At 73.3% G+C, this 21,457-nt stretch carries 16 protein-coding genes; 10 read left to right on the top strand and 6 right to left on the bottom strand.

Annotated features, from left to right (window positions below):
- The first annotated feature begins 100 nt into the window (after positions 1–100).
- The 6 genes from ACGFZF_RS08860 (at position 101) to ACGFZF_RS08835 (ending at position 6,568) form a co-directional block, all read left to right on the top strand.
- Positions 101–949 (top strand): tryptophan 2,3-dioxygenase family protein, encoded by an 849-nt coding sequence (locus ACGFZF_RS08860; protein ID WP_393552194.1) that lies wholly within the window; start codon positions 101–103, stop codon positions 947–949.
- A complete protein-coding gene (gene kynU, locus ACGFZF_RS08855; RefSeq protein ID WP_393552192.1) occupies positions 942–2,168 on the top strand; it encodes a kynureninase in 1,227 nt (408 codons plus the stop codon). The genes ACGFZF_RS08860 and kynU overlap by 8 nt, the downstream gene beginning before the upstream one ends.
- 103 nt (positions 2,169–2,271) lie before the next feature.
- The gene (locus ACGFZF_RS08850) at positions 2,272–3,141 is read left to right on the top strand and encodes an alpha/beta hydrolase (RefSeq protein WP_393552189.1); all 870 of its coding nucleotides are present in this window, start codon (positions 2,272–2,274) and stop codon (positions 3,139–3,141) included.
- Between the two features lie 233 nt (positions 3,142–3,374).
- Complete coding sequence (locus tag ACGFZF_RS08845) at positions 3,375–4,682, top strand: sensor histidine kinase (protein ID WP_393552187.1); 1,308 nt, start codon at positions 3,375–3,377, stop codon at positions 4,680–4,682.
- Positions 4,679–5,341 (top strand): response regulator transcription factor, encoded by a 663-nt coding sequence (locus tag ACGFZF_RS08840; protein ID WP_147978908.1) that lies wholly within the window; start codon positions 4,679–4,681, stop codon positions 5,339–5,341. Before ACGFZF_RS08845 ends, ACGFZF_RS08840 begins: the two co-directional genes overlap by 4 nt.
- Before the next feature lie 9 nt (positions 5,342–5,350).
- Complete coding sequence (locus ACGFZF_RS08835) at positions 5,351–6,568, top strand: cytochrome P450 (RefSeq protein ID WP_393552184.1); 1,218 nt, start codon at positions 5,351–5,353, stop codon at positions 6,566–6,568.
- A 113-nt stretch (positions 6,569–6,681) separates the two neighbouring features.
- On the opposite strand, the gene ACGFZF_RS08830 is transcribed toward ACGFZF_RS08835, so the two are convergent.
- Positions 6,682–8,262, bottom strand: coding sequence for an ABC transporter permease (locus ACGFZF_RS08830; RefSeq protein WP_393552182.1), 1,581 nt, complete (start codon positions 8,260–8,262; stop codon positions 6,682–6,684).
- Positions 8,259–9,191, bottom strand: a complete 933-nt coding sequence (locus ACGFZF_RS08825) for an ATP-binding cassette domain-containing protein (protein ID WP_393552180.1) — start codon at positions 9,189–9,191, stop codon at positions 8,259–8,261. Before ACGFZF_RS08825 ends, ACGFZF_RS08830 begins: the two co-directional genes overlap by 4 nt.
- Before the next feature lie 63 nt (positions 9,192–9,254).
- Here ACGFZF_RS08825 and ACGFZF_RS08820 point away from each other — a divergent pair, with 63 nt between their 5' ends.
- Complete coding sequence (locus ACGFZF_RS08820) at positions 9,255–9,734, top strand: GbsR/MarR family transcriptional regulator (protein ID WP_393552178.1); 480 nt, start codon at positions 9,255–9,257, stop codon at positions 9,732–9,734.
- Between the two features lie 112 nt (positions 9,735–9,846).
- Here ACGFZF_RS08820 and ACGFZF_RS08815 read toward each other — a convergent pair whose 3' ends face one another.
- On the bottom strand, positions 9,847–10,665 hold the full coding sequence (locus ACGFZF_RS08815; protein ID WP_393552176.1) for a diacylglycerol kinase: 819 nt from the start codon (positions 10,663–10,665) through the stop codon (positions 9,847–9,849).
- A 143-nt stretch (positions 10,666–10,808) separates the two neighbouring features.
- On the opposite strand from ACGFZF_RS08815, the gene ACGFZF_RS08810 reads away from it, so the two are divergent.
- Positions 10,809–12,092, top strand: coding sequence for an adenylosuccinate synthase (locus tag ACGFZF_RS08810; RefSeq protein ID WP_393552174.1), 1,284 nt, complete (start codon positions 10,809–10,811; stop codon positions 12,090–12,092).
- An 81-nt stretch (positions 12,093–12,173) separates the two neighbouring features.
- Here the strand turns inward: ACGFZF_RS08810 and ACGFZF_RS08805 are convergent, their stop codons facing one another.
- Positions 12,174–14,024, bottom strand: coding sequence for a serine/threonine-protein kinase (locus tag ACGFZF_RS08805; protein WP_393552171.1), 1,851 nt, complete (start codon positions 14,022–14,024; stop codon positions 12,174–12,176).
- A gap of 58 nt (positions 14,025–14,082) precedes the next feature.
- Entirely contained in the window at positions 14,083–15,621 is a 1,539-nt protein-coding gene (locus tag ACGFZF_RS08800; protein WP_393552169.1) for a substrate-binding domain-containing protein, read from the bottom strand.
- 155 nt (positions 15,622–15,776) lie between these two features.
- On the opposite strand from ACGFZF_RS08800, the gene ACGFZF_RS08795 reads away from it, so the two are divergent.
- Positions 15,777–16,730: an NADP-dependent oxidoreductase gene (locus ACGFZF_RS08795; protein ID WP_393552166.1), complete on the top strand. Its 954-nt coding sequence runs from the start codon at positions 15,777–15,779 to the stop codon at positions 16,728–16,730.
- A 45-nt stretch (positions 16,731–16,775) separates the two neighbouring features.
- Here ACGFZF_RS08795 and ACGFZF_RS08790 read toward each other — a convergent pair whose 3' ends face one another.
- Positions 16,776–20,177: a hypothetical protein gene (locus ACGFZF_RS08790; protein ID WP_393552164.1), complete on the bottom strand. Its 3,402-nt coding sequence runs from the start codon at positions 20,175–20,177 to the stop codon at positions 16,776–16,778.
- Positions 20,178–20,539: 362 nt separating this feature from the next.
- Between ACGFZF_RS08790 and ACGFZF_RS08785 the strand changes: the two genes are divergently transcribed.
- On the top strand, positions 20,540–21,430 hold the full coding sequence (locus tag ACGFZF_RS08785; protein ID WP_393552162.1) for a glycoside hydrolase family 19 protein: 891 nt from the start codon (positions 20,540–20,542) through the stop codon (positions 21,428–21,430).
- The last annotated feature ends 27 nt before the right edge of the window (positions 21,431–21,457 follow it).

The raw sequence follows: 21,457 nt of genomic DNA, 5'->3' as shown, positions 1-21,457 counted from the left end.
CCGCGTGCGACGTGGCACACGGCCCCGAGGGGACCGGGGCTCCACTTGCCAATCGGAAGGAGCGGACCGCTACCCGGTAGTTCGTATCGAGGAGACAGCGATGTCCACCTTCCCCGATGCCTCCGGAGCCGGTTCGGTCGATGACCCGAACCTCGACTTCGCGGGCACCACGCCGTACGAGGACTACGTCCAGGCGGACGTTCTCACCCACCTCCAGCACCTGCGCTCCGACGACCCGGGCGAGATGGTCTTCCTGGTCACCACCCAGGTCATGGAGCTGTGGTTCACCGTCATCGTCCACGAGTGGGAGACCGCGAGCCGCGCGCTGCGCGAGGACCGCATCCCGGTGGCGATGGACGCGCTGAAGCGCTCCGTGCGCGAGCTGGAGGCCCTGAACCAGTCCTGGCGCCCGCTCGCCCAGCTGACCCCGGCGCAGTTCAACGCCTACCGCGCCGCCCTCGGCGAGGGCTCCGGCTTCCAGTCGGCGATGTACCGGCGGATGGAGTTCCTGCTCGGCGAGAAGTCCGCGTCGATGCTGGTCCCGCACCGCGGCGCGCCCCGGGTCCACGCGGAGCTGGAGAAGGCCCTGCACGAGCCCAGCCTGTACGACGAGGTGCTCCGGCTGCTCCACCGGCGCGGCCTGCCGGTGCCCGAGGCCGTCCTCGGCCGTGACCTGGCGAAGAAGTACGAGCCGTCGCCCGAGGTCGAACTGGTCTGGGCCGGGATCTACGCCGACACCGACCAGAACGGCGAACTCGTCCGGCTGGGCGAGGCGTTGAGCGACGTCGCCGAGCTCGTCTGGCGCTGGCGCAACGACCACCTCGTCGCCACCCGGCGGGCCATGGGCTCCAAGACGGGCACCGGCGGCTCGGCCGGCGTGGCCTGGCTAGAGAAGCGGGCGCAGAAGAACGTCTTCCCCGAGCTGTGGACGGCGCGCAGCCATGTCTGAGGTCTGGCGCGAGAACGCGCTGCTGCGTGACGCCGACGACCCGCTGGGCAAGCTGCGCGAGCGGTTCACCCTGGACGACGCGGTCTACCTCGACGGGAACTCGCTGGGCGCCCTGCCCGCGCACGTGCCCGCCCGGATGGCCGACGTCATCACCCGCGAGTGGGGGCGGCTGCGCATCCGCTCCTGGGACGAGTCCGGCTGGTGGACCGCGCCCGAGCGGATCGGCGACCGGATCGCCCCGCTCGTCGGCGCCGCCCCGGGCCGGATCGTGGTCGGCGACTCGACCAGCGTGAACGTCTTCAAGGCCGTGGTGGCCGCCGCCCGGCTCGCGGGCGACGGACGCGACGAGATACTCGTCGACGCGACGACGTTCCCCACCGACGGCTACATCGCCGCGTCCGCGGCGCGGATGACGGGCCGCCGGATCGTGCCCGTCACGCCGGCCGAGGTCCCCGAGGCCGTCGGGCCGCGCACGGCCGCCGCGCTGGTCAACCACGTCGACTACCGCACCGGCCGGCTGCACGACCTGCCCGGCATCACGGCGGCGGTCCGCGCGGCGGGCGCGCTCGCGATCTGGGACCTGTGCCACAGCGCCGGCGCCCTGCCGGTCGGGCTGGACGAGCACGGGGTCGACCTGGCCGTCGGCTGCACGTACAAGTACCTCAACGGCGGCCCCGGTTCGCCCGCGTACCTGTACGTCGCCGAGCGGCACCAGGCCGCCTTCGACTCCCCGCTGCCCGGCTGGAACTCGCACGCCGACCCCTTCGGCATGACCGCCGGGTACGAGGCCGCCGACGGCGCGCCGCGCGGCCGGGTGGGGACCCCCGACATCCTCTCCATGCTGGCGCTCGAATCGGCGCTCGACGTGTGGGACGGCGTCGCGGTCGAGGACGTCCGGGCCAAGTCCCTGGCCCTGACGGACTTCTTCCTGGAATGCGTCCGGGCGTACGCGCCGGCCGGCCGGGTGGAGTCGCTGACCCCCGAGGCGCATGCCGAGCGCGGCAGCCAGGTGGCGCTGCGCTGTGCCGAGGCGCCCGCCGTCATGGCGGAGTTGATCCGGCGCGGGGTGGTGGGCGACCTCCGTCGTCCGGACGTGCTCCGGTTCGGCTTCACCCCGCTCTACGTGGGCTTCGCCGACGCCGAGCGGGCCGCCCGGACCCTGGCCGAGGTGCTCGCGGAGATCCCCGCGAGCACGGCCGGAGGGTCCACTTCCGCCTGAGGCCGTACGGTCCGGTGATCACCTGACCTGCGGGGCCCCCACTCCTGGTACGGTCCCCGCAGGTCAGGTCGATTCGGCCCCGTACCCGAGAGGTGGGAACAGCATGCCCGACCCCGCCGCGCGCGACGCCGCCGAAGAGGCATCGGCCTTCTCGCACCCGGCCGTCGCCCCGGACGCCTCCGCCGCCTATGGCGAACACCCCGACCAGGTCGTCGACTTCTACGCCCCGCGGGACGGCGCTCGGCAGGCCCCGCTGGTCGTCGCCCTGCACGGCGGCGCCTGGCGGGCGCCCTACGACCGGCAGCACCTGACTCCCTTCGTGGACTTCCTCGCGCGCCGCGGCTTCGCCGTCGCCAGCGTCGAGTACCGGCGGGGCGGCTCCATCCCGCGGCAGGGCGGTACCGGCCCGGTCGCCGGGCGGTGGCCCGAGACCCTCGACGACGTGGCCGCCGCACTGGACGCCGTGCCGCGTCTCGCCGGGGAGCACCTGCCGCAGGCCGACGCCCGCCGCATCGTGCTCACCGGCCACTCGGCGGGCGGCCACCTCGCGCTGTGGGCCGCGGCCCGGCACGTCCTTCCCCCCGACTCGCCGTGGCGGCTCGCCGCCCCGCCGCCGCTGCGCGGGGTGGTCGCGCTGGCCCCGATCGCGCACTTCGACCGGGCCGTGGAGCTCGGGGTGTGCGGCGGCGCCGTCACCGAGTTCCTCGGCGGCGAGGGCGAGTTCGACGTCCGTGCGCGGCACGCCGACCCGGCGCTGCTGCTGCCGACCGGGATCGCGACCGCGGTCGTCCAGGGGCGCGAGGACGTCGTCGTCCCGCAGGCCGTCGCGCAGGCCTACGCCGAGGCGGCGGCCAAGGCCGGCGAGGCCGTCGGCTTCACCCTGCTGGAGGACGTGGGCCACTTCCCGCTGATCGACCCGTCCGCGGACGCGTGCGCGGTGGTGGCGGAGGAGATCGCCCAGCTGGCCTGGTGAACGGAGCCCCCGGGGTCGCCGCGGCCGGTGATCCTCCCGGTGGAGACGTCCGGCCGCACCCCGGCGACCGGCCGCGCCGTCGCGCGCCCGCCGGTCCGGCCCGTCCCCGGCGGGCCACTGGCCGCACCCCGGCGCCCCGGTCCTGATCAGCGACGTAGTACCTGGGACGGACGCGGAAGGATCCCCATTCATGGGGACGACCCCGTCCGTGCCCTCCCCGTACCTTGGCGTACGTGACCCAGACCTCCGAGCAGAGCCGCAGCCCCGAGTTCCGCCTGGCCCAGGGCGCGCTCTCCGGGCTGCGCCAGGACCTCTTCCACGACGCCTTCGCCTACCGCCCGATGCCGCCGATGGCGGTCGACGGGCCGATCACGCGGCGCCTGCCCCGGCGGATACGCCCCCACATGGCGTGGACACCGCACGTGGTGGTCGCCGGCTGCGCCTTCCTCGTCTTCCTGATCGGCGCCTCCGTCGTGCACGGCTCGGCCCCGCCGGTGCTGGCGCTGTACTCCTTCGGGCCCGCCGTGATCGTGCTGCTCACCCTCGTGCGCCCGGTGCTCGCCTTCTGGGCCTCGCTGCTCTCCACCCCCTTCCTCGGCTTTCTCGGCAGTTACGGGGACGGCTGGCCCTGGAGCCCGAACTCCTTCGCCGCGCACCTCGTCGTCCTCACGGTCGTCGCCGCCCGCACCCGGCCGCGCACCGCGGGCTGGATGTGGCTGCTGACCGCGGGGTACGCGGTCCTCGCCGAGGTCTTCCTCGGCGTCGGCCACACCACCGACGGCCCCCCGCTGCTGTTCTGCGCCGCGCTCTCGCTGCTCGTGGTGACCGTCCTCCAGGTCCGCCGGCAGGCCGCCCGCGAGGTCACCGCCCAGCAGTCCGTGACCGCCGTCGAACGCTCCCGCCGCACGCTGCTCGAAGAGCGCACCACGATCGCCCGCGAGCTGCACGACGTCGTCGCCCACCACATGTCGGTGGTCGCGATCCAGGCGGAGGCCGCCCCCTACCGGGTCGAGAACCCGCCGCCGGAGCTGGAGCAGGCGTTCGCCACCATCCGCGAGAACGCGGTCGCGGCCCTGACCGAACTCCGTCGCGTCCTCGGTGTCGTACGGGCGGAGGACTACGAGGCCCCCGACGCTCCGCAGCCCACCCTCGCCGAGCTCGAAGGGCTGGTCGCCAACGTCCGGGAGGCCGGTCTCGCCGTCGAGAAGACGGTGACCGGCGCGGTGCGGGAGCTGCCGCAGGGCGTCGAGCTCTCCGCGTACCGGATCATCCAGGAGGCGCTGAGCAACGTGCTGCGGCACGCGCCCGGCGCGGAGGCGAAGGTCGAGGTCAGCTACGTGCTCGGCGGCCTGGGCCTGCGGATCGTGAACGGTCCGGCGCGCGGGCTGGTCAAGCCGTCGCCGGGCGCCGGGCACGGCATCACGGGCATGCGCGAGCGGGTGGGCATGCTGAGCGGCGAGATGACGGCCGAGACGACGGCCGACGGCGGCTACGAAGTGACGGCGTTCATCCCCGTGGCGCGTGAGGAGGCGGCGGAATGACGATCAAGGTGCTGATCGTCGACGACCAGATGATGGTCCGCGAGGGTTTCTCGGTCCTGCTCGGCGCGATGCCGGACATCGAGGTCGTCGGCGAGGCGGTCAACGGACGCGAGGCCGTCGCGCAGGTCGCGGCGCTGCGTCCGGACGTGGTCCTGATGGACATCCGGATGCCCGAGCTGAACGGCATCGAGGCGACGCGCGAGATCGTCGCGGCGGACGCCGACGCCAAGGTGCTGGTCCTGACGACCTTCGACCTCGACGAGTACGTGTACCAGGCGCTGCGCGCCGGTGCCTCGGGCTTCCTGCTGAAGGACGCCTCCGCGCGGCAACTGGCCGACGGGGTCCGGGTGGTGGCGGCCGGCGAGGCCCTGCTGGCGCCGACGGTGACCAAGCGGCTGATCACCGAGTTCGCCAAGGCGGCGGAGTCGCCGCGGGCACCGGCGCTCGCCCAGGTCGGGGACCTGACCGAGCGGGAGACGGAGGTGCTGGTGCTGATCGCCCAGGGCCTGTCGAACGCGGAGATCGCCGACCACCTGGTGGTCGCCGAGTCGACGATCAAGACGCATGTGAGCCGGATCCTGGTGAAGCTGGGGCTGCGGGACCGGACGCAGGCCGCGGTCTTCGCGTACGAGGCGAGGCTGGTGCAGGTCGGCGGGTAGCGTCCGGTCATGGACGCTGCACCCGAGGACCTCTTCGCCCCCGAATCGCCCGGTTTCATCGCCGACCCCTATCCCGCGTACGCCGCGCTGCGGGCCGGGGGTCGCGCGCACTGGAACGCGCCGACCCGGCAATGGCTGATCCCGCACCACGAGGACGTGTCGGCGCTGCTGCGCGACCGCCGGCTCGGCCGGACGTACCTGCACCGCTTCACGCACGAGGAGTTCGGCCGCCAGGCGCCCCCGGCGGCGCACGAGCCGTTCCACACCCTCAACGACCACGGTCTGCTCGACCTGGAGGCGCCGGACCACACCCGGATCCGGCGGCTGGTCTCGAAGGCGTTCACCCCGCGGACGGTGGAGCGGCTGGAGCCGACCGTGCGCGCACTCGCCGCCGGTCTGGTCGACGGCCTGGTGGAGCGCGGCGGCGGCGACCTCCTCGCGGACGTGGCGGAGCCGCTGCCGGTCGCGGTGATCGCGGAGATGCTGGGGATCCCGGAGGAGGACGAGGAGCGGGCGCGGCTGCGGCCGTGGTCGGCCGACATCTGCGGGATGTTCGAGCTGAACCCCTCGGAGGACACGGCCCGCCGGGCGGTGACCGCGTCGGTGGAGTTCTCCGACTACCTGCGGGAGCTGATCGCGCGCCGGCGCAAGGCGCCCGGCGAGGACCTGATCTCGGCCCTGGTGGGGGTGGAGGAGCTCACCGAGCAGGAGATGGTCTCGACCTGCGTGCTGCTGCTCAACGCGGGCCACGAGGCGACGGTCAACACCACGGTCAACGGCTGGTGGACGCTGCTGCGCCATCCCGAGCAGCTGGCCGCGCTGCGGGCGGACCCGGACCGGCTGCTGTCCACGGCCGTGGAGGAGATCCTGCGGTACGACACCCCGCTGCAGATGTTCGAGCGCTGGGTCCTCGACGACATCGAGGTCGGCGGCCGGCTCATCCCCCGCGGCTCCGAGGTCGCCCTGCTCTTCGGCTCGGCCAACCGCGACCCGGCCCGCTTCGGGCCGACGGCCGACACCCTGGACCTGGCCCGGGCCGACAACCCGCACCTCACCTTCGGCGCCGGCATCCACTACTGCCTCGGCGCCCCGCTGGCCCGCCTGGAGCTCACGACGGTCTTCGAGGCGCTGCTGCGCAAGGCACCGGGCCTCCGGCTCGCCGCCGAGCCGCGCTGGAAGCCGGGCTACGTCATCCGGGGCGTGGAGGAGCTGCTCGTGACGGTGTGAGGGGCCGGGGGAGGCGGACGGGGCCGGGCATGGGCGGCGCCCGCGGCGGGATCGACCCGGGAACGACCGGACCCCCGTCCTCCCCCCGCCCCCGACCTCTCGCCCCCGACCGCTCAGCCGGCGAGGTCGCGGCGGCGCAGCGCCGCCAGGCCCGCCGTCGTCAGCGCCGCGGCGAGGACGGTCAGGGTCAGGACCGGGGACCACGTCATCTCCGGGCCGGGGAGCTTCGGCAGGTGACCGAAGGGCGACAGGTCCAGGGCCCACGAGGGGAGGTCCAGTGCCGGACCGATCCAGCCCAGGGCCAGCGCCGCCCCGGCCGCGCCCCACGCCGCGCTCGCCGCCTTCGGCACGGCGCCCCACAGCAGGACCGCCAGCCCGGCGAGGGTCCAGACGGCCGGGAGCTGCACCAGCGACGCGCCCAGGATCGGACCGAGGTCCCGCCCGTACGAGAGGTACAGGCCGAGGCCGCCGAGCAGCAGGATCAGCGCCGCGCCGCCGAACGCGATCACCAGGTGCCCGGCCGCCCAGCGCAGCCGCCCGACCGCGTTCGCCAGGATCGGCTCGCCCCGCCCCGACGTCTCCTCGCCGTGCAGCCGCAGCACCGACCCCACCGCGTACAGCGCCGCGAGCATCCCGAAGAGGCCGACCATCGTGGCGAGGAACGCGTCCGTCAGGCCGCTCTGCCCGCCCATCCGCTCGAAGATCTCCCGGGCCCGCTCGTTGTCGCCGACGATGTCGGCCGCGCCCTCGACCATGCCGCCGAAGACGATCCCGCCGAGGAGGAAGCCGAGGGACCAGCCGAGGACGGTGCCGCGCTGGAGCCGCACGGCGAGCGCGCCCGTCGTGCCGAGCCGGCCCAGAGCCGGGCCCGGCCGGGAGGGCAGGAAGCTCATCCCGACGTCGCGCCGCTCGGTCAGCCCGTAGGCCAGGGCGGTCTGCACGAGCACGGCGACGGCGATCAGCCCCGGCACCCACCAGCGCACTCCGGCGAAGGCGCGGACGTGCTCGGCCCAGCCGATCGGCGACAGCCAGGTCAGGACGGAACCGCCGTCGGCCCGGCCGGCGTCCCCCGCCGCCCGCAGCACGAAGGCGAGCCCGAGGACGGCGGACGTCAGCCCCCTGGCGAGCCGGGCGCTCTCGGTCAGCTGGGCGGCGATCGCCGCCGTCGTCGCGAAGAGCATCCCGGTCCCGCCGATCGCGAGGCCGAGCGCGAGCGCCCCGCCCGTGCCCTGCCCTGCGAGGGACACGGTGACGAGGAGGGCGAGGGCCGTGTTGGCGGCCAGCGCGGCCAGCAGCGCGGCCGTCAGCGGGGCTCGGCGTCCCACCATCCCGGCGGAGAGCATCTCCTGACGGCCCGTCTCCTCCTCCTCGCGGGTGTGCCGGACGACGATGACCAGGCTCATCACGCCGGCGAGCACGGCCGCGAAGGTGCCGAACCGCCAGGCGACGAGGGCGCCGAGCGAGTCGCCGAAGACGGGCCCGTACAGCGAGCGCATCGAGCTGTTGGCGTTCATCGAGGCGGCCAGTTCGGCGCGCTGGGCCGCGGTGCCGTAGAGCCCCTCCAGCGATCCGGAGCCGCTCGCCACGAGGCCGCCGACGACCAGTACCCACAGCGGCGTCATCAGCCGGTCGCGGCGCAGCGCGAGCCGGGTCAGGGTGCCGGTCCCGGTCAGCGGGACCGCGCGTGCGCTCATCGGGCGCTCACCCCCGCGTCGGACGCGGCGGCGCCCTCGGTGGCGGCGTCCGCGGCGTAGTGCCGGAGGAAGAGCTGCTCCAGGGTCGGCGGCGTGCTGGTGAGCGAGCGGACCCCGGCGGCGGTGAGGGCGCGCAGCACGGCGTCGAGTCCGTCGGTGTCGACCTGGAGCCGGACGCGGTGGCCCCGGACGTCGAGGTCGTGCACGCCGGGGAGGGCCGCGAGCCCCTCGGGTGTGCCGGCGAGTTCGGCCGAGACGCTCGTGCGGGTGAGATGGCGCAGTTCCGCCAGCGATCCGGTCTCCACCGTCCGGCCCCTGCGGATGATGCTGACCCGGTCACAGAGGCTCTCGACCTCGCTCAGGAGGTGCGAGGACAGCAGGACGGTCCGCCCCCGGTCGCGCGCCTCGGAGACGCAGCTCTGGAAGACCTCCTCCATCAGCGGGTCGAGGCCGCTGGTGGGCTCGTCGAGGACGAGGAGGTCGACGTCGGAGGCGAACGCGGCGACCAGGGCGACCTTCTGGCGGTTGCCCTTGGAGTAGGTCCGCCCCTTCTTCGTCGGGTCGAGCTCGAAGCGCTCGGTCAGCTCGGCCCGCCGGGCCGGGTCCAGCCCGCCCCGGAGCCTGCCGAAGAGGTCGATGACCTCGCCCCCGGACAGGTTCCGCCAGAGCGTCACGTCACCGGGGACGTAGGCGATGCGGCGGTGCAGGGCGACCGCGTCGTGCCAGGGGTCCCCGCCGAGGACCTGGGCGGCGCCGGAGTCGGGGCGCAGCAGGCCGAGGAGGACGCGGATGGCGGTGGACTTCCCGGCGCCGTTCGGACCGAGGAAGCCGTGGACCTCACCGGCCTCGACGGCGAGGTCGAGACCGTCCAGGGCGTGCGTCCGGCCGAACGACTTGTGCAGCCCGGCCACGGTGATTGCCTTCGTCATGTTTCCGAACGTACGCGACTTTCACAAACTTGTGAAGTTAAGGAAGAGCATAAAGTGGAGCCCATGACGACGACCAACGACGAGGCGGTCTCGCGCTTCGTGGAGCGCTTCGCCGCCGAACTGACCGAGGCCGGCATGCAGCGGATGGCCTCCCGCGTCTTCGCGGCGCTGCTCGCCTCCGAAACGGCCTCCATGACCTCGGCGGAGCTCGCCGAGCAGCTGAGGATCAGCCCGGCCGCCGTCTCCGGCGCGGTCCGGTACCTCACCCAGGTCAACATGGTCGGCCGCGAACGCGACCCGGGCACCCGCCGCGACCGCTACGTCCTCCACAACGAGCTCTGGTACGAGACCTTCACCCGCCGCGACCAGCTCCTGACCCGCTGGGAGCAGCTGCTGCGCGACGGCTCGGACGTCCTCGGCCCGGACACGGCGGCGGGCGTGCGGACGGCCGAGACGGCCGAGTTCTTCGCGTTCCTCCAGGAGGAGATGCACGGGATGATGGACCGCTGGCGGGCCCGTCGGGCGGGCCGCACCGGCTCCTGAGCCCGCGTGCCCGCGCCCCGGCCGGCGGGCGCCCGCGCCGGGGTTCCGCGCCGGGTTCGCCGCGCGCCCACGGGCCGCGCCGCCTCGGGAGTGCGCCCCCTCGGGGCACTCGTCAGCCGTACGCCTCCGCGTCCTTCGGCAGCGTCAGCCCCCAGGCCTGCGCCCGGACCGTCCACGTCCGGCGCCGCACCGGCCCGGACACCACCGTGTCCGCGCGGTAGCGGAAGTCCGGCCCGGAGACCGTGAGGGTGTGCGCGGTCGCGTGGAAGGCGGGTGCGGCCGGCGGGTGGACCGTGATCTCGGCCGTGCCGGCCAGGGAGCGGACGGTCACCCCCTCCACCGGCGCGTTCACGTCGCTGAGCAGCACGCCGTCCGCCTCCACCCGCAGCCGGTGGGTGCGGATCGCGACCTGCCCCGGGGCGGGGCGGACGAGGGTGCGCACCAGCGAGCGGCAGGTGCCCCAGACCGAGGGCGGGGCGGGCACCGCCGCGGCTCCCTGGGCGGCCGGAATGCTCAGATCGCCGAGCACGACCCCGTCGCTGTCGTCGACGAGCAGGTCGAGCCGGCGGACGGTGCCGTCGAGCACCGCCCGGGCCGCGGCCACCGCGTTCTGCGGCACGCCGAGCGCGTGCGCCACTTCCAGGGAGCCCGGGGCGCCGATCGGCACGAGCGAGAGCGGGCCGTCCCCGAGCTCACGCTCCCGGTGCAACAGGGTCACCGTGCGTAGCAGTGCGCGGTCGTCCCCGATCACCACCGGGCGGCGCGCACCCCGCCTGGCCAGGGCCCGGGAGAATTCCTCCGGGCTGTCCGGGAGGCAGATCTTCGCTTCTGCTCCCGCACACAACACATCCTTCGCGATCCGTACGGACTCGCCGTCGTTCCGGCGGGCGACCGGGTCGATGACCACCAGCAGCTGGTCGTGAGCCGACACCTCGGTCCTTCCTCGGGTAGCATCTTTGTGCAAGAGCCCCTTGTGCTATTGCGCCAGGGGCTTCGTCTATTCCGGGGCACACCGGTGAGGCGGCGTCGGCCCCCTGACCTTGGACATGCCCCGCCCGGAAGGGGTGTACGCCTGTGCCCGCACTTGTGCTGCTCGGTGCTCAGTGGGGTGACGAGGGCAAGGGAAAGGCCACCGACCTCCTCGGTGGATCCGTTGATTATGTGGTGCGCTACCAGGGCGGCAACAATGCCGGCCACACGGTCGTCGTCGGCGACCAGAAGTACGCACTGCACCTTCTCCCTTCCGGAATCCTCTCGCCGGGGTGTACCCCGGTGATCGGAAACGGTGTCGTCGTCGACCCGGCGGTCCTGCTCTCCGAGCTGAGCGGGCTGAACGAGCGCGGCGTGGACACGTCCAAGCTGCTCATCAGTGGCAACGCGCATTTGATCACGCCGTACAACGTCACCGTCGACAAGGTGACGGAACGGTTCCTCGGTAAGCGGAAGATCGGCACCACGGGCCGGGGCATCGGCCCGACCTACGCCGACAAGATCAACCGCGTCGGTATCCGGGTCCAGGACCTGTACGACGAGTCGATCCTCACCCAGAAGGTCGAGGCGGCGCTCGAGGGCAAGAACCAGCTCCTCGCCAAGCTCTACAACCGCCGGGCCATCGACGCCGCGCAGATCGTCGAGGAGATGCTCCAGTACGCGGAGCAGATCAAGCCCTTCGTCGCCGACACCACCCTGATCCTCAACCAGGCGCTGGACGACGACAAGGTCGTGCTCTTCGAGGGCGGCCAGGGCACGCTGCTCGACGTCGACCACGGCACCTACCCCTTCGTCACCTCGTCGAACCCGACCGCGGGCGGCGCCTGCACCGGTGCCGGCGTGGGCCCGACGAAGATCAGCCGGGTCATCGGCATCCTCAAGGCGTACACGACCCGTGTCGGCGCCGGCCCGTTCCCGACGGAGCTGTTCGACGAGGACGGCGAGGCGCTGCGCCGCATCGGCGGCGAGCGGGGCGTCACCACCGGCCGTGACCGCCGCTGCGGCTGGTTCGACGCGGTCATCGCCCGCTACGCGACCCGCGTCAACGGCCTGACCGACTTCTTCCTCACCAAGCTCGACGTGCTGACGGGCTGGGAGCAGATCCCGGTCTGCGTCGCGTACGAGATCGACGGCAAGCGCGTCGAGGAGCTGCCCTACTCGCAGACGGACTTCCACCACGCGAAGCCGGTCTACGAGATGCTGCCGGGCTGGTCCGAGGACATCACCAAGGCCAAGACCTTCGCCGACCTGCCGAAGAACGCGCAGGCCTACGTGAAGGCCCTGGAGGAGATGTCGGGTGCCCCGATCTCCGCGATCGGCGTCGGCCCCGGCCGTACCGAGACCATCGAGATCAACTCCTTCCTGTAGCCGGTCCGCGTCCGCGCGGACGGCTCACGCGCGAAGGCCCGCCCCCACAGCCGCGGGGGCGGGCCTTCGCGCGTGTGGGACCTACTGGCGGAAGAACTCGCCCGGCTCGCTGTCGGTCATCGGGTAGAGGAGAAGCCTCTCCTCGCCCTTGTAGCGGACCAGGGAGAGGTAGCTCGCGATCGAGTCGGCGCACTCGGGGGCCGAGCCCGCCTCGCGCTGGTGCGGGCCGATGACCAGCGGGGTGCCCGAGCCGGCGAGGAGCGCCGTGTAGGAGCACCTGACGGTGTCCGAGGTGAGGTCGCCGTCCGCGTCGGTCCGGGGATAGCCCTGCTCGTAGCGGAAGACGGCGGAGCCGACGGGGCCCTGGGTGAGGGTGATCACGTCGGTGAAGCGGTCGGCGTTCGGCCCGTACATCTGCGGGGCGTTGCGTATCTTCCAGGTGCCGAGGAGCTTCGCCGGGACGATCTCGGAGCCGGTCCGCGCCTTGTGGAAGGTGGCCTTGGCGGCGCCGGAGCTCCACTCCAGGACCTCGGGGGACCGCAGCGCGAGGGTCTGGTGGGCGGCGGGGGTGCAGCGCTGCGGGGGCACGCTGGTGGTGACGTCGGACTCGCCGAGGACGACCTTGTCCTCGTCCGCCGACACGAGCCGGCTGCGGCCCATGCACAGCCGGTCCTCGGTCACGTGGACGTAGACGGCGGTCTTGCTGCCGGCCGCGCCCTGGGTGAGTTCGAGCCGGATGGTCTCGCGGGGATGCTCCGCGGAACCCTCCAGGGTGCCCTCCCAGGCGCCGAGGAAGGCGGCGGGAACGATGCCGGCGGGCCGCGCGGAGACCGGGCCGGTGGTGTCCCGCGCCCTGTTCTTCTGCTCGTCGCGGCCCGTGAGGACGTCGGGCCGGAAGGTGTACACGAGCCCCGCCGCGGCCACCACGACGAGGGCGGTGGCGGCGGCGATCAGCCCCGTGCGCCGACGGCGGGGGCGGTCGGGTTCGCGGCCCTGCGGCAGCGGGGTCGCGGGGGTGGGGTCGCCGGCCGCGGCGGCCGCCTCGCCCTCGGCCTCCAGGAGCCGGGCGGCATGACGGCCGAGCCGGGCCAGGACGTCGGCGGGCAGCCACGGGTCGGTGACGTCGAGGGCGTCGACGAGCTCGGTGGCCGCGGGCCGGGCCGCCGGGTCCTTGGCGAGGCAGGCCCGGATCAGACCGGCCACCTCCGGAGGCACGTCGGTCAGGTCGGGCTCGTCGTGCGCGATGCGGAACATGGTGGCGTGGACGCCGCTGTCGGCTCCGCCGAACGGGGAGCGTCCGGTCGCCGCGTACGCCAGGACCGAGCCCAGGCAGAACACGTCGGCGGCGGGCGTCAGCCGGTCGCCCCTCACCTGCTCGGGCGACATGAAGCCGGGGGAGCCGACGACCGCGCCGGTGGTGGTCAGGCCGCCGTCGGTGACGGTGTCGAGGGCGCGGGCGATGCCGAAGTCGATGATCTGCGGACCGTCGACGGTGAGCAGCACGTTGGACGGCTTCAGATCGCGGTGGACCAGGCCGGCGGCATGGATGTGGGTGAGGGCGCGGGCGAGTCCGGCGGCGAGCGTGCGGACGGTCGCGGGCGGCAGCGGCCCGTGCTCCTTGCCGACGACCGCGCGCAGCGAGGGGCCGGGCACGTATCCGACGGCCACCCAGGGGAGTTCGGCCTCGGTGTCGGCGCCGAGCACCGGCGCCGTGCCCGTGCCGCCGACCCGCTCCAGGGCGGCGACCTCGCGGGCGAAGCGGCGCCGGAACTCGTCCTGCCCGGCCAGTTCGGCATGCACGACCTTCACGGCGACGGCGCGTCCGCCCGCCGAACGCGCCAGGAACACCCTGCCCATGCCGCCGACGCCCAGCCGCCCGAGCAGGCGGAACGGGCCGATGCTGACCGGGTCTTCGGCGTTCAATGGGTCCACGTGAACAGAGGATGCCAGACCGGTCCGCGCGCGCTCACCCCCGTGCGCGCGCCTCTCCTCACCCCTCGCCGCAGATCTTCAGGCCCTGGGGCGTCTGGCACGGCAGGTGGCCGTGGGCGCGGATCACGTCCTGGCCGCTCCCCCGGACGAGATAGGTGAGGAAACTGGAGGTCAGGGAGTCTGCGGGCGGCCGGCCCCAGGTGTAGGCGTACTCGATCTCCCGGTACGGGTAGGGGGACTTGCCGGTCTCGTCGAGTCTGTCGAGTTCGTCGGCGTGCGGCACCCGTCCGTCGATGGCGATGCGGTGCAGGCCCTTCAGGCCGGTGCCGGAGCGGAGTTCGGTGTAGCCGAGGGCCCCGGGCAGCCGCGCGACCGTGGACAGCACCTGCTCCGTGCTGTCGAGCTCGCAGCGCAGCACCCGGGCCCCGGGATCGTCGAGGTGCTCGCAGTCGCGGGAGGAGTTCGCCGGCTCGTTGCGGCCCAGGACGCGGCGCTGGAACACCTCGCGCGTACCGGAGTTGGCGTCCCGGCTGACCAGCCGGACCGGGAGGTCGGGGCCGCCCAGCTCCTGCCAGTTGGCGACGTCGCCCCGGTAGAGCCGCCGGACGGCGTCCCGCGAGAGGTCCTTCAGCGGGACCTCGTCGTTGAGGACCAGCGCGAAGAGGGAGACGGCGACCATGCTCTCCCGCAGCTGCGGATACCCGGCCGGCTTGCGTCCGTCGGACAGCGCGACGACCGGCGGCGAGCCCTTCCCGGCCTTCGCCCCGTCCTCGGCCAGCTCCCGTATCCCCGCGGTGGACCCGTGCGCGTCCACCAGGATCGTCGCCCCCTCGCAGTCCTTCTGGTACTCCTTCGCCAGGTCCCGCACCGCGGGGGCGAAGGCGGTCGATCCGGTCACGGTCAGCGTGCCGCGGGCACAGCCGATGGGCGGCGGGGTGTCGTGCCGGACGATGAGCGTGGCGAGGACGAGCACGCACGCGGCCAGGACGAGGGTGATGTTGCGGGCCGCGGGGCTGAAGGTCGGGGTCCGGTCGTCGACGCTGCGGCTGTGGTTGCGGTGGACGTCGGTCTCCCGCAGCGTGCCCGTGAGCTCGACCTCGTCGGCGGAGACGGCCCCGGAGAGCAGGACGAGCAGCTTGAAGTACTGCTTGCGCGCCAGGAACACCTTGGGCAGCAGGACGGCGCTGCCCTCCTTGCGCAGCCCGGGGTCCGCCTCCAGGTTGCGCTTCACCCGTTCGAAGCCGCGCGGGATGGTGGCGACGACGGCCTGCACCGTCCTGTCGTCGAAGGTGACCCGCAGGCCCTCGAAGCCGTCGGAGCGCTCGTAGTCGCCATGGCTGATGTCGCGCAGGCCGTCGTTCTCGATCCGGAGCAGGACCAGGGTGGAGCCGCCGGCGCTGCCGATCTCGCCGGCCCGCACGGTCAGGTCCCCGGCGTTCTCGTCGCGGTCCCGCAACGGGGTGTTGAGCTGCACGCGGTAGCCGAGGCGGCGGCCGCGCTGCACGAAGCGTTCGTAGAGCACGACACCGGCCGAGACGAGCACGCCGAGCAGTGCGCTGACCACGGCGATGACGTTCTCTGCGGTTATCCACTCCATGGCCGGAACGCTACGGACGCCCGTGCGAACAGGGGGCCGGTGTCGTGGGGCCGCCACCTGGATTTCCCCGTTCGTTCAGGTGGCCGGACAGAGGTTGCCGGTGCAGTTTGACCATGGGTGTAATGGCGACGAGGGGGCCTGTCGGAAGGATCTTCATGCGTGTCGTCGAAGTGACCGCCTACGGCGGCCCTGAGGTCCTCAGAGTGACCCGCAGGCCCGAACCCGAGGCCGGGGACGAGCCGGGCAAGGTCCGCGTGCGGCTGAAGGCCGCCGGTGTGACCGTGGCGGATCTCCGCATCAGGGCCGGCCTCTACGTCGAACAGATGGGTGGCCTGCAGCCCCCCTTCGTCCTCGGCACGGACTTCGCGGGCAGGCTGCTCGACCCGGTGCCGGGCCCGGAGGGTCTGCTGCCGGCCGGGACCAGGGTCGCGGGCTTCGTGCCCTGGTACGAGGAGCTGACGGGGCACGGCACGTACGCGGAGGTCATCTGGGCCGATCCGGACTGGCTGGCCCCGATCCCGGACGAGGTGGACTTCACGGCCGCCGCCTCCCTGCCCCTGGCCGCGATCACCGCCTCGCAGGGCCTCGAACAGCTCGGGCTCCCGCCGGGGGCGACCCTGCTGATCACGGGCGCCAGCGGCGTGGTGGGCCGGCTCCTGCTCCAGCTCGCGGCGGCGGCCGGACTGCAGGTCCTCGCCGTCTCCTACGAGGGGGACGAGAGCGAGCTGAAGGTCCTGGGTGCCAAGCACTGCGTCACGCGCGGCGAGCCGGCCGAGGTGCTGCGGAAGGTGCGGGAGCACGCCCCGGACGGGGTGGACGGCGTCTTCGACGGGGCGCTGGTCGGTGCTCCGATGCTGGCCGCCCTGAAGGACGAAGGCTGCTTCGTCGCCATCGCCCCGGACCGTGTCCCGGCGTCCGAGAGGGGCATCCGCGTCGAGTTCGACCGGGCCCAGCCGCACGCCCACCGCATCAAGGAGGCCCTGGACAAGGTGGCGGCCCGCGAGCTGGTCACCCGGGTGGCCGACGTCCTGCCTCTGGAGGTGGTCGCCGAGGCCCACCGCCGCGCGGAGGCGGGCCGCCGGCCCGGCCGGATCGTCCTGATGATCTGAGGCGACCGTCGGGACGACCCGCCCGGACCGGGCGGGTGCCGGGGACTACTCGGCGTAGAAGCCCTGGACGTCGGCGATCAGGTCGACGCTCCCGGCGTGGTTGTAGAAGGTGACCTTGCCGTCCCGGACCGGTACGACCACGAGGTTCGACACGGTCCGGCCGCCCGGGACGTTGAGGTTCGACGCGCTCGTCCGGGTGGTGCCGTACGGGTACGCGGTCACGAACGTGGCCGCGGTCGCGTTCGTGGCGGTCACGTTGAGCACGACGGCCGTGGCGCCGGTGGCGGGTACGCCGCCCCTGCCCGCGACGTTCAGCGTCACGATGCCCTTCGCGCCCACCTTGGCCCTGGCGACCCCGGTGCCGTCACGGGTGTCCATCAGCCGCGACGGGGCCGAAGGCTCGTACAGCGACCCCAGGTCCGACCCGGTGAAGTAGCCGGCCACGTCCGCGACGAGGTCGACGGTGCCGCTGTGGTTGTACAGGTCGATCCCCCCGTTCACGACCGGCACGACCACGAGGTTCGACACGGTCTCGCCCTGTCCCGGGTTCAGGTGCGAACCCACCACGGGGGCGCCGGTCGCCAGGGCGGCGACGAACGTCGGCCTGGTCACGTCGGTCGCCGTCACGTTGAGCACGACGGCGGTCACGTCGGGGGAGCCCACCGCGCTGCCGGCGAAGCCCAGATGCACGCGGGATCCGCCCTGGACCGGCTTCTGGGGCGTGCCGAGGCCGCTGCGGGTGTCCAGCGCCCGCCACGGGGTCATGGGCCGGTACAGCGCGCCCTTGACGTCGTCGAGCGTGTAGTAGCCGGCCATGTCGGCGATCAGATCCACGTTCCCGGCGTGGTTGTAGAAGGTGACCTTGCCGTTCCGGACGGGGACGATCACCTGGTTGGCCACCGTCTTCCCGGCGGGCACGTTGAGGTTCGACGCGCTCGACCGGGTGGTGTCGTACGGGTGGGCCGAGACGTACGTCGCCGCGGTGGCGTTCGTCGCCGTCACGTTCAGCACGACGGCGGTGGTGGTGTGGTACGGCGCGCCCGCCAAGTCGCCGACGGTCAGGGTGACCGTCCCCTTGGGGCCGAGCTTGGCCTTCGGGACGCCGGTGCCGTCGCGGGTGTCCATCACGCGGGTGGTCGGCACGCTCGTGAACGGGTCGGAGGCGGGGGACTTCCCGCCGCGCAGGACGGTGCTGCCGGTGAGCCGCACCTCGGCACCCGTGCCGTCGGCGGGCCGCGCCGTCAGCGTCCACGTGTACGTGCCGTTCGGCAGGAGGTCCCCGGCCTTGTCCCGGCCGGTCCACAGCGGCCGCAGCGCGCCGCGCGCCTCCGTGCCGGAGGCCAGCTCGCCGACCCGGCCCGTGGCGGTGTGACGGCCGGTCAGGGTCCAGGCTCCGGCGGGCTTGGAGAGCGTCACCGAGGTGACCGGGGCCGTCTCGTCCTTGCCGCGGACGACCGGAGTGTCCTTGCGGTCCAGGACGGTCAGCGGCTGGGTGCCGATACCCGTCGGGACGACGTGGACCTGCTCGTCGGCGTCGAGGTGGGCGAGGTGCCCGCCGAAGCGGTCGACCGTCCAGCGGACGTGACGCTGGGAGACACCGGTGTCGGGCAGCGTGCCGACGGTCCGGCTGACGGGCGCGGCGCCGTCGGCGCCGGTGAGGACGAGCTTCCCGGCGGCCTTGTCGTGGGTGACGACGTAGCCGTCGCCGAGCAGGGCCTCACCGGCCGGGACGCTCCGCGAGGTCTTCGCCGTGCGGTCGTAGACCCCGGCGGGCCCGTCGGCGCCGCAACTCCAGTACAGCCAGCGGCCCACGGCCTGGAGTTCCTCCGGCACGCAGGTGGCCCCGGTGTCCGGGGTCTCGACGGTCCTGCCGGTGGTCAGGTCCTTCGCGGTGACGGAGCCGGGATCGGTGCCGGCGGTCCACAGCAGGGAGCCCCACAGGGCGGAGGCGACCGGAGTGCGCTCCTCCAGCACCTTCTCGCCGTCGAGCGCGACGACCAGTTGCTTCTCCCGAGTGCCGGGCACGTCGACCACCAGGTAGGCGCCGTTGACGTCCCTGATGCGGGCTCCGGTGCCGTAGTAGGGGGACTGGAAGTCGCCCTTGGCCGGGCCGTTGATCACGAAGTAGCCGCCCAGGCGGCGCAGGAAGCGGCCGTCGCCGAGCGCCCGGTACTCGGAGCAGAGGGCGTCCTTCTCCGGGCAGGTCTCCAGCGGGGTGCCCGTCAGCTCGGAGCGGTCCCCGTAGGTGAGGGCCCCGCCGGTGACGCCGAGGTCCCGGACGTACTCCTTGGCGAGGTCGGCGCCGTCGTACTCGCTGTCGTCCACGACGGCGAGACGGCCGTGGGCGAGCGCGATGCCCTGCGCGTGGCCCGGAAAGCCGGGCAGCCGCTTCACCGTCGTCACGACCGGCTTGCCGGTCGCGTCCGCCGTGATGCGCCGGATGGCCCAGTCGGCGGGGCCGGTGCCGCCCACGGCGACGGCGGTGCCGTCGGGCCCGGACGCGATGCCGTAGCTCTGGGCAACCAGCACGACGGGCGCGGAGCCGCCCGCGACGGGCACGGCCACGACGTCGTTGGAGGCGTTGAGGACCAGCCAGTCGCCGACGACGGCGAGGTGGTCCAGCGGGAGGTCGTACGAGGTCAGGTCGGCCTTCACCGGCGGCGCCGCGAGGTCGGTGCGCGAGGCCACGAGGACGGTGCCGTTCGTGCTCTCGGTGCTGTAGAACGCGAGGTGCTTCGGCGAGAGCTTCACCCGGGTGTACGACGCGGGCACCGGCGCGGTGAGGCCCTGGAGCCGGCCCGTCTCCGCGTCGACGACCGCGTGGCGGCGCTTCCCGTCGGTGACGGGCCCGGGGAGCACGATCGAGCGCGTGTCGCCGCCGGCGGCCGTCGTGTACGCGAAGGCCTCCGGCTTCTCGATCTCGACGTCACCCGTCGTTCCGTCCGCCCGGGCCGACAGCACGTGCGCGGTCTTCGCCGCGGTGTCGAAGGCGACGGCCGCGGAGCCGTAGACCTTGGCCCCGGTCAGCTCCTGCGGGACGGTGATCGTGCGCACGGCGCCGTCCGCGTACCGCAGTTCGATCCGGTCGGGGCGGACGTACGCCAGGGCGTCGGTGCCGGTGCCCCGGGGCAGGACCCAGTCCTGCGGCTCGCTGATCGGAACGCTCCTGCCGTCCGAGAAGCGGGTCCACAGGGTCTCCTTGACGTCCTGTTCCCGGTGGAACACGCCCTCGGCGCCGACCGAGTCGGCGTCCCCCTGCGCCGCCTGCTCCTTCTGGTACACGAAGGCGTTCCGCGGGGTCGACTTGTACCCCGGAGGGACGACGACCTCCTGCGGTGACGGCGTGTCCGCGGCGGCCGATGCCGCGAGCGGCACCACCCCGCCCGCCGTGAGTGCGATGCCCAGTGCGGTGGCGAAAGCGCCCCGCACGAGGGTATGGCGAACCAACTGAGTTCCCTCCCCGTTTCCTTCTTCACTCCTGCCACGTCCCCCGCCGCAGGTCAAGGGGAGCGTAACAGCGCTTCACGCCCCCTCCGTACTGGATTTCGAACTCGTTCAACCCCTTGGCCGGCGGGGTGGCCGCGCCTCGTTCGGGCCGGACCGGGTCGCCGTGCCCGCCGACGCGCAGGGCGAGCCGACCCGACTGTGCCCGGCCGAACGGCCCTTGCCGGAAAGCCCGTTGGGGCGCACGCGCGAGCGGCCGCGGGGAGGGGAGTGCGGAGTTCCGTGTGTCACGGTTTCTGGTCTAGACCTTGACAGGTCCAGACCAAAGACGCTTCGCTGGGCTTCCCCCACGGAAGGAAGCGCGCATGCTGCGACGCCTGCTCATCCTGCTGTCCGCACTCTGTACGGCCGTCGGACTGGCCGTCATCGTCCCCGCGTCCGCCGGCGCCGCCCCCGCGTGCGTGGCCGGCTGGAACTCCTCCAGCGTCTACACGGGCGGGATGACCGCCTCGTACAACGGCCGCAACTGGTACGCGAAGTGGTGGACCCAGAACGAACGTCCCGGCACCGCCGACGTGTGGCGTGACGAGGGTGCCTGCGGTGGCGGCGGCGGGACCGACCCGAACCCCGACCCCTCCGGATTCGTCGTCAGCGAGGCCCAGTTCAACCAGATGTTCCCGGGCCGGAACTCCTTCTACACCTACAGCGGTCTGACCGCCGCGCTCGGCGCCTACCCCGGCTTCGCCAAGACCGGCAGCGACACCGTGAAGAAGCAGGAGGCCGCCGCCTTCCTCGCCAACGTCAGTCACGAGACCGGCGGTCTGGTGCACGTCGTCGAGCAGAACACGGCGAACTACCCGCACTACTGCGACACGAGCCAGCCCTACGGCTGCCCCGCCGGCCAGGCCGCCTACTACGGCCGGGGCCCGATCCAGCTCTCCTGGAACTTCAACTACAAGGCCGCGGGTGACGCTCTCGGCATCGACCTCCTCAACAACCCGTACCGCGTCGAGCGCGAGCCGGCCGTCGCCTGGAAGACCGGCCTCTGGTACTGGAACACCCAGAACGGACCCGGCACGATGACCGGCCACAACGCCATGGTCAACGGCGCCGGCTTCGGCCAGACGATCCGCTCCATCAACGGCTCGCTGGAGTGCGACGGCCGCAACCCGGCGCAGGTGCAGAGCCGGGTGACCAAGTACCAGCAGTTCACCCAGATCCTGGGCGTGCCGACCGGCGCGAACCTGTACTGCTGATCCGCGCGGACGCGTGCACGGCGCGGG

The sequence above is a fragment of the Streptomyces sp. NPDC048338 genome (assembly GCF_043201055.1).
In the GTDB taxonomy this organism is placed as follows: Bacteria; Actinomycetota; Actinomycetes; order Streptomycetales; family Streptomycetaceae; genus Streptomyces.
This window is presented reverse-complemented; position numbering and strand designations above follow the sequence as displayed.